Origin of the sequence: Mammaliicoccus sp. G-M28, assembly GCF_022386595.1 — a bacterium.
In the GTDB taxonomy this organism is placed as follows: domain Bacteria; phylum Bacillota; class Bacilli; order Staphylococcales; family Staphylococcaceae; genus Mammaliicoccus; species Mammaliicoccus fleurettii.
Window position 1 is genome coordinate 194,532 of the sequence record NZ_JAJNIF010000002.1, and the last position, 13,315, is coordinate 207,846.

13 protein-coding genes are annotated in these 13,315 nt (G+C 33.2%); 2 read left to right on the forward strand and 11 right to left on the reverse strand.

Features of this window, described 5'->3' with window-relative positions:
- Positions 1-66 precede the first annotated feature (66 nt).
- Genes dgoD through LQ609_RS02815 form a run of 5 tightly spaced genes read right to left on the reverse strand, consistent with a single transcriptional unit; the run spans position 67 to position 4,872 of the window.
- A complete protein-coding gene (dgoD, locus tag LQ609_RS02795) occupies positions 67-1,215 on the reverse strand; it encodes a galactonate dehydratase (protein ID WP_239701295.1) in 1,149 nt (382 codons plus the stop codon).
- Position 1,216: 1 nt separating this feature from the next.
- Positions 1,217-1,861, reverse strand: a complete 645-nt coding sequence (locus tag LQ609_RS02800; protein ID WP_239734288.1) for a bifunctional 4-hydroxy-2-oxoglutarate aldolase/2-dehydro-3-deoxy-phosphogluconate aldolase — start codon at positions 1,859-1,861, stop codon at positions 1,217-1,219.
- 12 nt (positions 1,862-1,873) lie between these two features.
- Positions 1,874-2,827 carry a sugar kinase gene (locus LQ609_RS02805; protein WP_239734289.1) on the reverse strand — a complete coding sequence of 318 codons (954 nt, stop codon included), beginning with the start codon at positions 2,825-2,827 and terminating at the stop codon, positions 1,874-1,876.
- A gap of 20 nt (positions 2,828-2,847) precedes the next feature.
- Positions 2,848-3,633 (reverse strand): SDR family NAD(P)-dependent oxidoreductase, encoded by a 786-nt coding sequence (locus tag LQ609_RS02810; RefSeq protein ID WP_107509706.1) that lies wholly within the window; start codon positions 3,631-3,633, stop codon positions 2,848-2,850.
- A gap of 18 nt (positions 3,634-3,651) precedes the next feature.
- Positions 3,652-4,872 carry an ROK family transcriptional regulator gene (locus LQ609_RS02815; protein ID WP_239720286.1) on the reverse strand — a complete coding sequence of 407 codons (1,221 nt, stop codon included), beginning with the start codon at positions 4,870-4,872 and terminating at the stop codon, positions 3,652-3,654.
- A 234-nt stretch (positions 4,873-5,106) separates the two neighbouring features.
- Between LQ609_RS02815 and glcP the strand changes: the two genes are divergently transcribed.
- Positions 5,107-6,474, forward strand: coding sequence for a glucose transporter GlcP (glcP, locus tag LQ609_RS02820; protein WP_208144055.1), 1,368 nt, complete (start codon positions 5,107-5,109; stop codon positions 6,472-6,474).
- An 84-nt stretch (positions 6,475-6,558) separates the two neighbouring features.
- Here glcP and sufB read toward each other — a convergent pair whose 3' ends face one another.
- Genes sufB through sufC form a run of 5 tightly spaced genes read right to left on the reverse strand, consistent with a single transcriptional unit; the run spans position 6,559 to position 11,832 of the window.
- Positions 6,559-7,956: a Fe-S cluster assembly protein SufB gene (sufB, locus tag LQ609_RS02825; RefSeq protein ID WP_078357706.1), complete on the reverse strand. Its 1,398-nt coding sequence runs from the start codon at positions 7,954-7,956 to the stop codon at positions 6,559-6,561.
- Between the two features lie 46 nt (positions 7,957-8,002).
- Positions 8,003-8,443, reverse strand: coding sequence for a Fe-S cluster assembly sulfur transfer protein SufU (gene sufU, locus LQ609_RS02830; protein WP_078357707.1), 441 nt, complete (start codon positions 8,441-8,443; stop codon positions 8,003-8,005).
- Entirely contained in the window at positions 8,433-9,704 is a 1,272-nt protein-coding gene (locus LQ609_RS02835) for a cysteine desulfurase (protein WP_174221883.1), read from the reverse strand. Before LQ609_RS02835 ends, sufU begins: the two co-directional genes overlap by 11 nt.
- Entirely contained in the window at positions 9,701-11,017 is a 1,317-nt protein-coding gene (gene sufD / locus LQ609_RS02840; RefSeq protein WP_239734290.1) for a Fe-S cluster assembly protein SufD, read from the reverse strand. Before sufD ends, LQ609_RS02835 begins: the two co-directional genes overlap by 4 nt.
- Before the next feature lie 35 nt (positions 11,018-11,052).
- Entirely contained in the window at positions 11,053-11,832 is a 780-nt protein-coding gene (sufC, locus tag LQ609_RS02845; protein WP_078357710.1) for a Fe-S cluster assembly ATPase SufC, read from the reverse strand.
- A gap of 340 nt (positions 11,833-12,172) precedes the next feature.
- On the opposite strand from sufC, the gene LQ609_RS02850 reads away from it, so the two are divergent.
- Positions 12,173-12,406, forward strand: a complete 234-nt coding sequence (locus LQ609_RS02850) for a hypothetical protein (protein ID WP_107509710.1) — start codon at positions 12,173-12,175, stop codon at positions 12,404-12,406.
- Positions 12,407-12,491: 85 nt separating this feature from the next.
- On the opposite strand, the gene LQ609_RS02855 is transcribed toward LQ609_RS02850, so the two are convergent.
- Positions 12,492-13,313, reverse strand: coding sequence for a MetQ/NlpA family ABC transporter substrate-binding protein (locus tag LQ609_RS02855; RefSeq protein WP_119634326.1), 822 nt, complete (start codon positions 13,311-13,313; stop codon positions 12,492-12,494).
- Positions 13,314-13,315 lie beyond the last annotated feature (2 nt).

Below are 13,315 nucleotides of genomic sequence, written 5' to 3' on the forward strand. Positions count from 1 at the left end.
AGTAGATGACTGGATGGGACGACGAAATCTTTTTGAAAATTAGATTTCTGTCCTACTCCCTATTAACTACCACTCTGCTATACTTCCATCTTTATGTCTCCATATAGGATTATGCCAGTCATGACCTTGCTTAGCCATTTCTCTAACATGTTCTTCATCTATTTCGACACCTAGTCCTGGATTTTTAGGGATATCCACATACCCATCTTTAAATTCAAACACTTCTTTATTTTTAATATAATCTAAAATATCACTATCTTTATTGTAATGAATTCCAAGACTTTGTTCTTGAATAAAAGCATTATGGCATGTTGCATCTACTTGTAAACAAGATGCTAATGCTATCGGACCTAGTGGACAGTGTGGTGCTGCTCCTACGTCATATGCTTCAGCCATAGAAATAATTTTTTTACATTCAGTAATACCACCTGCATGAGATAAATCAGGTTGTATAATATCTACATAGCCACTTTCTAATATTGGTTTAAAGTCCCATCTTGAAAAAAGTCTCTCTCCTAATGCTATTGGAATTGTTGTAGTTTGACTAATTTCTCTTACTGCTTCTATATTTTCACTTAAAACTGGTTCTTCAATAAACATTGGCTTGAATTGTTCCAATTCTTTAGCTAATACTTTAGCCATTGGTCTATGAACTCTCCCATGAAAATCAATGCCGATTCCTAATTGATTACCAACCGCTTCTCTAATGCCAGCTACACGTTCTATTACACTATCTATTTTTTCATAACTATCTACATATTGTAATTCTTCTGTTGCATTCATTTTAATTGCTTCAAAACCATTATCATGTGCTTTTTTTGCTGCCATAGATGTATCTTGAGGTCTATCTCCGCCAATCCAAGAATAAACTTTCATAGATTCTCTACACGCACCACCTAGTAGTTCGTGTACAGGTGCATTATGATATTTACCTTTAATATCCCATAGTGCTTGATCAATTCCAGAGATTGCACTCATTAATATGGGACCACCTCTATAAAAGCTACTTCTATACATCATATTCCAATGATCTTCTATATTTAATGGATTCTTGCCTATTAATTGTTGCATAAATTCATCTACTGCTGCCCCAACAGTACTCGCTTTACCTTCAATTACAGGTTCTCCCCATCCAACAATGCCTTCATCAGTCGTGATTTTTAAAAACAACCAACGAGGTGGTACTTGAAACAATTCATAATCAATTATTTTCATATTATTCACGTCCTTTTTCAGAATTTACTTTGTTATAAAATGATTGCGCAGTTTTTTCTAAATCATCATAATATCCATCGGTAATTTCGACTTTAGTATTTACTAAAGCACTTCCTAGCCCAACACCAACTGCACCGGCTTTAATAAAATCTTCAACATTATTTAAATCTACCCCACCTGTTGGTAAAAGTGGAATATGTGGTAATGGACCTTGTAAATCTTTAATATATTCTGGACCCATCGTAGTAGTTGGGAATACTTTAATGATATCTCCACCATATTCATACGCTTCTAATATTTCAGTAGGTGTTAATGCTCCTGGAATACTAACTGCACCATATTTCTTGCTCATTCTAATTGTATCTTTATTAACTGTTGGAGATAAGATGAATGTAGCACCACTTAATATCGCTAATCTTGCAGATTCAGCATCTAATACTGTACCTGCTCCAACGACTACTTTTCCTTTCATTTCATTAGCTATTAACTCTATTGATTCTAGAGCTTTAGGCGAATTCATTGTAACTTCTATTGCCCTAACTCCTGCTTTATATAACGTTTTAACAATAGGTAAAATATTATTTGGATCTGCATTTCTTAAAATTGCAATGAGCTTAGTTTCTTTTATAATTTTTAAAGTATCCATTATAATTACTCCTTATCTGATTACATCATCAGTAATCTTTGTATTTTTCATTTTTTCGATTTCTTCTTTACTTGGCAATCCTTCAACATCACCTTTAACAGTAGTCACAAGTGCTCCTGCATTACATGCTTGTTCGACAGCCTCATGAATAGACAATCCATCAATATAACCCGCTATAAATCCAGCTGCAAATCCATCACCTGCACCAACCGGATCAACAACTTCAATCTTTTTTGAAGCTGTTGCATATCCAGCATAATTTTCATTATGATAATATGCACCTTTGCTCCCTAGTTTCACTACAACAGTAGATGCACCATGTTCTATAATATTCTGAGCAATCTTTTCTTCAGACTTCTCATTAAACAAAAATTCACCTTCGCTAATTCCAGGTAACACAATATCACTTAATGAAATCATTTTTAATAGGGTTTCTCGAGCTTCATCTTCACTCCATAATTTAAGCCTCAAATTAGGATCAAATATAATTTTCAAGTTTAGTTCTTTTGCGATAGATATTAAATGGAATGTTGTCTCTTTACAGCTTTCACTTAGTGCTGGTGTAATACCAGTAACATATAAATATTTAAACTTTGCTATATAATCTTTATCTATATTTGAATTTGTCATGAGACTTGCAGCAGAACCTTTTCTATAATAATGTACACGTGTTTGATCTTGACGTACTTTTTCTTTAAGAAAAATACCAGTAGGTGTATCTTCTATTAATTGAACTGCATCAACATTAATGCCTTCACCTCTTACAAATGAAAGTATTTTATGTCCTAGTTCGTCATTTCCAAGTTGACTAATCCATCCTGTTTTTATATCTAACTTTTCTAAGCCAATGAGCGTATTTGTCTCAGCTCCTGCTATATGACTTGTAAAGCTGTGTGCATAACGCATAGGACCAACTTCATTCGGAGAAAAAACTACCATCGTTTCACCAATAGATAAAACATCCATTATTTCCTCACTCCTTTAACTTAATAACCTTCTGCATTATATAATCTAGCTGACAATCCACCATCTATAACTAAGTGTTCACCTGTCATCATTTCCGAATCATCAGAAGCTAAATATTGTGCTAATTTGCCGATATCTTCTGGCTCATTTATTCTTGGAGTAGCATGTAAATCTAACACACCTTTTCTTACTTCATCTTCATTGTCCATTGAATCAAACCAATTTTTTAAATGTGAAGTATTTGTAAAACCAGGACAAATGGCATTAACTCGTATATTATATTTACCTAAACTTAGTGCCATACCTCGTGTCATGCCATTTACGCCACCTTTCGCAGCTGCATACATATCAGTATCTGGTAAAGTTGCAATCGAATGATTAGAAGAGATGTTGATAATTGAACCTCCTCCTTGCTTTTTCATTTCTGGAATAACGTATTTTGTACAAAGAAACGTACCTCTCAAATCAATATTAATAATGGAATCCCAATCTTCTACAGTAGCTTCTTCTATTGATTTAAACACCGTAATTCCGGCATTATTTACGAGTGTATTAATCTGTCCATATTGTTTAACTGTTTCTTTAACCATATTTATAATACTTTCTTCTTTTGAAACATCTGTTTCAATGAAATAAGCTTCTCCACCGCTCTGTTTGATTTCTTCAGCTGTTTCTTTCCCAAAATCTGAATCTATAGTCGCTACTACTACTTTCGCACCTTTGCTCCCTAATTGTTTAGCGATTCCTTTTCCGATTCCTTTTCCAGAACCTGTGACAATTGCAACTTGTTCATTTAAATTACTCATAATGACTCCTCCTTGAATTTATTTATTTGGTCTTGGTAAAGAGAATATATCTTCAACGATTAAAGATGCTGCACCAATAGTGTATAAATCATCTCCTAAACCTGAAGTAATGATTGGTGTATGTTTAGCTTCTTCACCCATTACTTTTAATTGAATCACTTCTTTTATAATAGGTATTAATGCATCACTTATTTTAGTTAAACTACCACCAAGAACTATAAATCTTGGTCCAAATAAGTTAATTAAAATAGTGAATCCTAACCCGAGATTTCTTGCAACTTCGTGCGCAATATTTATGCAAAATTCATCACCTTTATTTACTGCAATATAAAAATCATCGATGGTTAAGTCTTCAATGTTATCCTTTTGATTTAAAATACTGCTTTTCTCACCTATTTTTAATTTGCGTTTTACTTTTTTTAAAATAGCTGTTTCAGAAGTTAAAGTTTCTAAACATCCATAATTTCCACATGAACACAAAGGACCATCAGGATCTATCGTTATATGACCAACCTGCCCTGTAACATGATGACTCCCTTTAAAAATAGAACCATTGTTGATAATGCTTGCACCAACTCCATAGTCAACAATTACTGAAATGAAATTACTTTCATCTTTACCTTGTCCAAACCACATTTCTGCTAGTGCTGCGCTATTACAGTCATTATCAATTAAGACTTTTAGTTGTGTAATCTTTTCTAATATTGATTTAATCTGTACATTTTTCCAACCTAAATTAGGAGCAAATATATTTTCACCTTTTTCAGTATCAACGAGTCCATGCATGCCTACACCGATACCAAGTACTTCAATTTGATTTGCTTTATATCTTTCAGTAATTAAATTAATTTGATTTCCTAAATACTCAATCATCTCATTTGGATTTTTATGTACATCCATTTCAATTGCTATCTCATTCAATATCTCTGCCTTTAAATTGCTAACAATAACCTTAGTAGAATATGCACCTATTTCTAAACCAATTATGACTTTCTTCTCTTTATTAATATCTAGAGGAATAGGTTGTCTTCCTCTTACTTTTACTTCAGAGGATTTTTCTTCAATCCATTGCTCTTCAATTAATATTGAAACAATTTCTGAAACTGATGGCCGAGATAAGTCAATTCTATTGGCAACCTCGACTCTAGATATAGGTCCATGCTTTTGAATAGTTCTTAATACAAGTTGTTTATTATAATCTTTCATCAAATTCACATTTATCCTTGATGATTGCTTCATAACAGTCCTCCTCACCTTAATTAAGTAATGTGCAATAACTATATAATTGATTTATTTTGAAATAAAACTTGATTTTATAATTGAAAAGGCTTACATTTATAATTAAATCAGATTATTTAGATAATTACAACCTTTTAGTTATTTAGAATAATTAAATCTGGTTTTGAAATAAATTATTCCTCGAATAGTTTTAGTTATTCGAAGTTCTTATTCAAAATATTTGGAGGTAATAGGATGGAAGCAAGCAATTATCGAACAAAGTTAATATTCTTTCTTGGTGCATTAGGTGGTTTGCTTTATGGATATGACACTGGCGTTATTTCTGGCGCTTTACTATTTATAAAAAATGATATTCCACTAACAAACTTTACCGAAGGACTTGTTGTAAGTTCCATGTTAGTTGGTGCAATATTCGGTTCGGGCGCAAGTGGACCTTTATCAGACAAACTCGGGAGAAGAAAGCTAGTATTTATAATAGCTATCGTATTTATACTTGGTGCTTTAATACTTTCATTTGCACAATCAATGGTCATACTTGTTATCGGTAGATTCATCATTGGTTTAGCAGTAGGAGGCTCTACAGCAATCGTACCAGTGTACCTTTCAGAAATGGCACCAACAGATACAAGAGGATCACTCAGCTCGTTAAATCAACTTATGATTACAATAGGGATTCTAGCATCATATTTAGTAAACTATGCTTTCGCTGATGCTGAGGCATGGAGATGGATGGTAGGTTTAGCTGTTGTACCATCTATTATTCTTATGGCTGGTGTTTACTTTATGCCAGAAAGTCCAAGATGGTTACTTGAGCATAGAAGTGAAAAAGCAGCTAGAAAAGTTATGGCTATAACACGACAACAATCTGAAATCGATAAAGAAATAGATGAAATGAAAGAAATTATTCATATATCAGAAAGCACATGGACAGTATTGAAATCTGTGTGGTTAAGACCTGTACTACTCATTGGCTGTATATTTGCTTTATTACAACAAATAATCGGTATCAATGCTATCATTTATTACGCTCCTACTATCTTTAGTCAAGCAGGTTTAGGAGATGCAACTGCAATTTTAGGTACAGTAGGAATTGGTTCTGTTAATGTGATAGTTACCATTTTTGCGATTATGATTATGGATAAAATTGATCGTAAAAAACTACTCATTACAGGGAATATCGGTATGGTTAGTTCATTACTTATAATGGCAACACTAGTATGGACAATCGGTCTAGACTCCACAGTCGGTGCTTGGATAATCGTAGCATGCTTAACAATGTTTATTATTTTCTTCGCATTCACATGGGGACCTATTTTATGGATTGTTCTACCAGAATTATTCCCTATGAGAGCACGAGGTGCAGCAACAGGAATTGCAACATTATCATTATCAATTGGTAGTTTATTAGTCGCTCAATTATTCCCGATACTCACGTCAGTAATGGGTATTGAACAAGTATTCTTGATTTTCGCAGCAATCGGAATATTAGCAATGATATTCGTTATAAAATACATTCCTGAAACAAGAGGACGTAGTTTAGAAGAAATTGAAGTAGATTTAAGAAACAAAACATCTTCAGCAACATTATCTGAAATAGATTAAAAATAAAACACCCAATCCGTAGTATTTCTTTCGGATTGGGTGTTATTTATTTTAATAAAATTGTATTACTGTAGTCGTTAATGATTAACCAATTGAACCTTCCATTTCAAATTTGATTAGGCGGTTCATTTCTACAGCGTATTCCATTGGTAATTCTTTTGTAAATGGTTCAATGAAGCCCATTACGATCATTTCAGTAGCTTCTTCTTCTGAAATACCACGGCTCATTAAGTAGAATAATTGTTCTTCAGATACTTTAGAAACTTTCGCTTCGTGTTCCAATGAAATGTTATCATTCATAATTTCATTATAAGGAATTGTATCTGAAGTAGATTCATTATCCATAATTAATGTATCACATTCAATGTTTGAACGAGCACCTGTAGCTTTACGGCCAAAGTGTACTTGTCCTCGGTAAACAACTTTACCGCCATTTTTAGAAATTGATTTAGATACAATTGTTGATGAAGTGTTTGGCGCTTTATGAATCATTTTAGCACCAGCATCTTGTACTTGTCCTTTACCTGCAAGTGCGATAGATAAAGTCATACCTCTAGCGCCTTCTTCAAGTAAGAAACAAGATGGATATTTCATCGTTAATTTAGAACCTAAGTTACCATCGATCCATTCCATCGTACCATTCTCATAAACAAATGTACGTTTTGTAACTAAGTTATAAACATTATTTGCCCAGTTTTGAATAGTTGTATAACGACAGTATGCATCTTTTTTAACAATAATTTCAACTACAGCTGAGTGTAGTGAATTTGTTGAGTAAACAGGTGCTGTACAACCTTCAACATAGTGTACTGAAGAACCTTCGTCAGCAATGATTAATGTTCTTTCAAATTGACCCATATTTTCAGAGTTAATTCTGAAGTACGCTTGAAGTGGTGTTTCAAGTTTTACACCTTTTGGTACATAAATGAATGATCCACCTGACCATACTGCTGAGTTCAATGCTGAGAATTTATTATCAGCAGCTGGAATTACAGTTGCGAAATATTCTTTAAATAAATCTTCATTTTCACGTAATGCTGAATCTGTGTCTTTGAAGATAATTCCTTGATCTTCTAAGTCTTGTTCCATATTATGGTAAACAACTTCTGATTCATATTGTGCTGATACACCCGCAAGATATTTTTGTTCTGCTTCAGGTATACCTAATTTATCGAAAGTATTTTTAATTTCTTCTGGAACTTCATCCCATGAACGTTCTGAACGTTCTGAAGGTTTTACATAATATGTGATTTCATCAAAGTTTAATTCTGTTAAATCCCCACCCCACATTGGCATAGGCATTTTGTAAAATTGTTTTAATGATTTCAAACGAAAATCAAGCATCCATTGTGGCTCGTCTTTCATTTCAGATATTTTTTTAACGATTTCTTCTGTTAAACCTCTACCTGAACGGAAAATAGAAACATCTTCATCATGGAAGCCATATTTATAATCTCCAACTTCTGGTGATTTTTTAGCCATTTTCTTCACTCCTCTATTATAATAGCGTTCGCCCATTGTTCAAAAGTTACGCGTTATCTTGCTCTTTTGTTCCTTTTTCAAATGCTTTCCAAGCTAATGTTGCGCATTTAATACGTGCTGGGAACTTAGACACTCCTGATAGAGCTTCAATGTCGCCCATTTCTTCATTGATATCGTAAGATTCTCCAAGCATCATATTTGAAAATTCTTTGCTCATTGCTAAAGCTTCTTCGATTGAATGACCTTTTACTGCTTCAGTCATCATTGATGCACTAGACATTGAAATAGAGCAACCTTCACCTTCAAACTTAGCATCTTTAATAACATTATCTTCAACATCTAATGTTAAGCGGATGCGGTCACCACAAGTAGGGTTGTTCATATCTATTGTTAAAGATCCATCTTCAAGAACACCTTTATTACGAGGGTTCTTGTAATGATCCATAATGACAGAACGGTATAGTTGATCTAAGTTATTAAAATTCATAAGAGAAAAACTCCTTCGCTCCATTAAGTGCCTGAATTAACTGGTCAACATCTTCAGTAGTATTATAAATATAGAAGCTTGCTCGTGCTGTTGAAGATTGGTTTAACCATTTCATTAATGGTTGCGCACAATGATGCCCCGCTCTTACAGCGACACCTTCAGAATCTAGTGCAGTCGCTAAATCATGTGGATGTACACCTTCTACATTAAATGTTATTAGCCCTGCTCTTTTGTCAGGGGCTGGTCCATAAATATCTAATCCATCGATTTTAGACATTTCATTGTATGCATAACTAACTAAATCATACTCATGCTGATGAATGTTATCCATTCCGATAGAATCAATATATCTTATAGCTTCAGCTAAGGCAATTGCTTCAGCAATAAGAGGTGTTCCTGCTTCAAATTTAGTTGGTAAGTCTGTCCATGTTGCATCTTCTAATCCAACAAAGTCAATCATATCTCCACCAAATTCAATAGGTTCCATCTTATCTAATAAATTACGCTTACCATATAAGACACCTATTCCAGTAGGACCTAACATTTTATGTCCACTAAAGCTAAAGAAGTCCACATCTAAATCTTGAACATCAACATTCATATGTGGTGCTGACTGTGCACCATCAACTGCTATAACAGCATTATGATTATGCGCAACTTCAGCAATATACTTCACATCATTTATCGTTCCTAATACATTTGATACATGAGTTACTGCAACAATTTTAGTATTATCATTTATCGTGTTATCGATGGCTTCTTTTTCAAGTTCGCCACTTTCTGACATCGGAATAAATTTAAGCTTTGCACCAGTTCTTTTAGCCAATTGTTGCCAAGGTACGATATTAGCATGATGTTCCATTTGTGTAACAACAATTTCATCACCTTCTGAAACATTTGCGTCACCATAACTATGTGCAACTAAATTGATTGCTGTTGTTGTACCTCTTGTAAAAACAACTTCTTCAAAATACTGTGCGTTTATAAATCTTCTAACTGTTTCACGCGCTTTTTCGTAAGCATCTGTTGCAAGCGTACCAAGTGTATGCACACCACGATGAACATTTGAATTATAGCGATTGTAATAATCTACTATACTATTCGTTACTTGCGTAGGTGTTTGACTTGTGGCTGATGAATCTAAGTACACGAGTCTACTACCGTTAACTTGTTGCTCTAATATTGGAAAATCTTTTATAATTTTTTCTACATTAAATGTTGATTCGGCCACATTATCAGACCTTTCTGTGCCTTTATTTATATTTGTGTTGTTACTTTAAGTTCGATAACATCACGTAATTGACGTTTTACGTCTTCAATTGGCAATGCAGATACAACTGGGTCTAGGAAACCGTGAATAACTAAGCGCTCTGCTTCTTCACGAGAAATACCTCTACTCATCAAGTAGTATAATTGGGTTGGATCTACTCTACCTACTGAAGCTGCATGTCCTGCTGTTACATCATCTTCATCAATAAGTAAAATTGGGTTTGCATCTCCACGTGCTTTTTCAGATAACATTAGAACACGAGATTCTTGTTGTGCATCTGCTTTAGTACCACCATGTTTAATGTAACCAACACCATTGAAGATAGATGAAGAACTATCTTTCATAACGCCGTGTTTCAAGATATGTCCGATTGATTCTTTACCATATTGAATGATTTGTGTTGTAAAGTTTTGTTTTTGTTCTCCACGACCTACTACTACTGTTTTTAGGTTACAGTTTGAACGGTCACCCATTAAATAAGTAGTGTTGTCATTGATTGTACTACCATCATTCATTAAGCCTAATGCCCAATCAATTGTTGCATCAGCATCAGCTGTGCCACGACGAATAATATGTCCAGTAAAATCTTTATCCATGAAATCAACTGTACCATAAGTGATATTTGAGTTAGCTCCAGCTATAACTTCAGAAACAATATTTAACTGACCTTTATTTGAAGACACAGTAGATAAATAGTTCTCAACGTAAGTTATTTCAGCACTTTCTTCAGTTACGATAATCGCATGGTTGAAGAAGCTCGCATCGCTATCATCATGAAGTACTACATATTGTACAGGATCTTTAACGACAACATTTTTTGGTACGTATACGAAGACACCACCATTTACTAATGCTGCGTGAAGTGCAGTTAATCTATGCTCATCTACTTTAACAACATCTGTCATGAAGTATTTTTGCACTAAATCACTGTTTTCAATTAAAGCTGTTTTTAAGTCTTTAATTACAACACCTTGTTCAATTAATTTTTCGTCTACTTTAGTAAAAGCAGGCGTATTATTATGTTGAACAATTAAGTTTGTTGCATTTTCAGTATCGATGATTTTTTGTACTGATTCAGGTAAACTTTCAATTGAATCGAATGTATCACTTTCAACTACATGAGTGTTAAAAGTATCAAAATTCCATCTATCAATTTTAGTTTTGTCTGGTTTAGGCATTTCTAATTTATCTAAATTTTGAAAACTTTCTTTTCTTAAATCAGTCATCCATTGTGGTTCGTTCTGAGATGCTGAATAATTAACGATGTCTTCAATGTTAATATTTAACTTTGTTTCAGTTGCCATTTATACTCCTCCTACTTGACTTTAATTCTTATATATTATTCAGCGTTGATTGTTTCGTCTTCAATATTAAGTTCGTCTTTAATCCACTCGTAACCTTCTTCTTCAAGACGTCTCGCTAATTCTTCGCCACCTGATTTTACAACGCGACCTTGCATCATAACGTGTACGAAGTCTGGTGTAATATAATTTAATAGTCTTTGATAGTGAGTAATAATTAAGCAACCAAAGTCTTCACCGCGCATTTTGTTGATACCTTTTGATACAACTTTTAAAGCGTCAATATCTAAACCTGAGTCAATTTCATCTAAGATAGCAAACTTAGGTTCTAACATCATTAATTGAAGAATTTCATTACGTTTCTTCTCACCGCCAGAGAAACCTTCGTTAAGGTATCTTTGAGCCATGTCTTGATCCATTTCTAATAGATCCATTTCTTTATCTAATTTCTTAATGAATTGCATTAAGTTAATTTCGTCGCCTTCTTCACGTTTAGCATTTATAGCAGAACGTAAGAAATCAGCATTTGTTACACCAGAAATTTCTGATGGATATTGCATAGCTAGGAATAAACCAGCTTGAGCACGTTCATCAACTTCCATTTCTAATACATTTTCACCATCTAAAAGGATTTCACCTTTAGTTACTTCATATTTAGGGTGTCCCATAATAGCAGAAGATAAAGTTGATTTACCAGTACCATTTGGTCCCATTATTGCGTGAATTTCACCTTGTTGTATTGTTAAATCTACACCTTTAAGAATTTCCTTGCCTTCGATTTCTACGTGTAAATCTTTGATTTCTAATTTTGATGCCATATTATTTTTTCCCTCCAGAGAATTTATTCACATTTAAAAAAGATAACCCTACATTATCTTTTCTAGTTTATAATAATTTTAATCTAACGTCAAAGTTTGTTATGATTCTTTACCCTTCACATTATAACGTAGTTACTAAGTCAATTAAACACTTTCGCTCAATTTATATAGAAGAAACGCTTCATAAATAACATTTTTCTGAAAAGTCTTTCAAATGATAATCATTTCAATCTATTCTCATTTTATGTAAAATCTATTTGAATGGCTTAAGAAGGCTATTTAGGAAAATGTATATTATAATGATGTTAAATAAAATTTAAAATACGGAAAGGAAGTCCAAATGAAACGCTATGAACAATTTGCATTTGTAATAAGTGCGATATGTGCTTTTATATTATTATTAAATTTAGTAGGCGTCATAAATATAAGTAGTTTATACAACACACTTTTAACCGCATTGACAATTGCTAGTATCGCTACATTTAATGTAAGAAACTATAGATCAATTGGCATTATTTTATACGCAATAGCAGTCTTCATGATTGTTATTTATTTCGCTAATGGCATGGTATAAATTATTAGCGGTCAAGACTACGAAAACTAGCTCAATAAAATTAAAAGAGCATCTAGCCGAATAGCTAGATGCTCTTTTAATATATTTATTTTGCTGAAATTACTGCACCATCATATTTTTTATCGATGAAGTCTTTAATTTCTTTTGATTGTAATACTTTTATTAACGCTTTGATTTTCTTATCGTCTTTGTGTCCTTTTTGTACTGCGATAAGGTTAGCGTAAGGTGATTCTTTACCTTCTACTGCGATTGAATCTTTTATTGGATTTAATCCTTGTTCAATTGCAAAGTTAGAATTGATAATTGTAGCGTCACCTTCGTTTGCTTGATAAGATTTCGGTAAGAATTCTGCTGATTGTTTGTTGTTGAATTTAATATTTTTCTTATTTTCAGTAATGTCATCGAATGTTGCATCTATTGGATCAACGCCGTCTTTAATTTTGATTAATCCTGCTTTTTCAAAGAATGCTAAAAATCTTCCTTCTTCTGCTGGGTTATTTGAAACGTATACTGTAGCATTTTTCGGTAAGTCTTTTAATTCTTTATATTTTTTAGAATAAACTGCCATTGGTTCTAAGTGTACATTTCCTGCAGACTCAATTTTATATCCTTTTTCTTTAGATTCAGTATCTAAATAAGGTGTATGTTGGAAGAAGTTTGCATCAAGTTCACCTTTATCTAATAATTTGTTAGGTGTTGTGTAATCGTTAATTGTTTTAATTTCTAAATCATAACCTTCTTTTTTAAGAAGTGGCTTTGCTTCTTCTAATATTTCAGCGTGTGGTGCTGGTGATGCACCTATTTTAATTGTTTCTTTTTTACCTTTGTCATCGCCGCTTCCTCCACCACATGCAACTAGCACTACTGCTAATAGTGAAATGAATAATAAACCAAAAACTTTTTTCATGT

Coding starts and splice junctions, on each gene's coding strand:
- dgoD (WP_239701295.1), bottom strand. CDS start 1,215: ATGAAAATAATTGATTATGAATTGTTTCAAGTACCACCTCGTTGGTTG.
- LQ609_RS02800 (WP_239734288.1), bottom strand. CDS start 1,861: ATGGATACTTTAAAAATTATAAAAGAAACTAAGCTCATTGCAATTTTA.
- LQ609_RS02805 (WP_239734289.1), bottom strand. CDS start 2,827: ATGGATGTTTTATCTATTGGTGAAACGATGGTAGTTTTTTCTCCGAAT.
- LQ609_RS02810 (WP_107509706.1), bottom strand. CDS start 3,633: ATGAGTAATTTAAATGAACAAGTTGCAATTGTCACAGGTTCTGGAAAA.
- LQ609_RS02815 (WP_239720286.1), bottom strand. CDS start 4,872: ATGAAGCAATCATCAAGGATAAATGTGAATTTGATGAAAGATTATAAT.
- glcP (WP_208144055.1), top strand. CDS start 5,107: ATGGAAGCAAGCAATTATCGAACAAAGTTAATATTCTTTCTTGGTGCA.
- sufB (WP_078357706.1), bottom strand. CDS start 7,956: ATGGCTAAAAAATCACCAGAAGTTGGAGATTATAAATATGGCTTCCAT.
- sufU (WP_078357707.1), bottom strand. CDS start 8,443: ATGAATTTTAATAACTTAGATCAACTATACCGTTCTGTCATTATGGAT.
- sufD (WP_239734290.1), bottom strand. CDS start 11,017: ATGGCAACTGAAACAAAGTTAAATATTAACATTGAAGACATCGTTAAT.
- sufC (WP_078357710.1), bottom strand. CDS start 11,832: ATGGCATCAAAATTAGAAATCAAAGATTTACACGTAGAAATCGAAGGC.
- LQ609_RS02850 (WP_107509710.1), top strand. CDS start 12,173: ATGAAACGCTATGAACAATTTGCATTTGTAATAAGTGCGATATGTGCT.
- LQ609_RS02855 (WP_119634326.1), bottom strand. CDS start 13,313: ATGAAAAAAGTTTTTGGTTTATTATTCATTTCACTATTAGCAGTAGTG.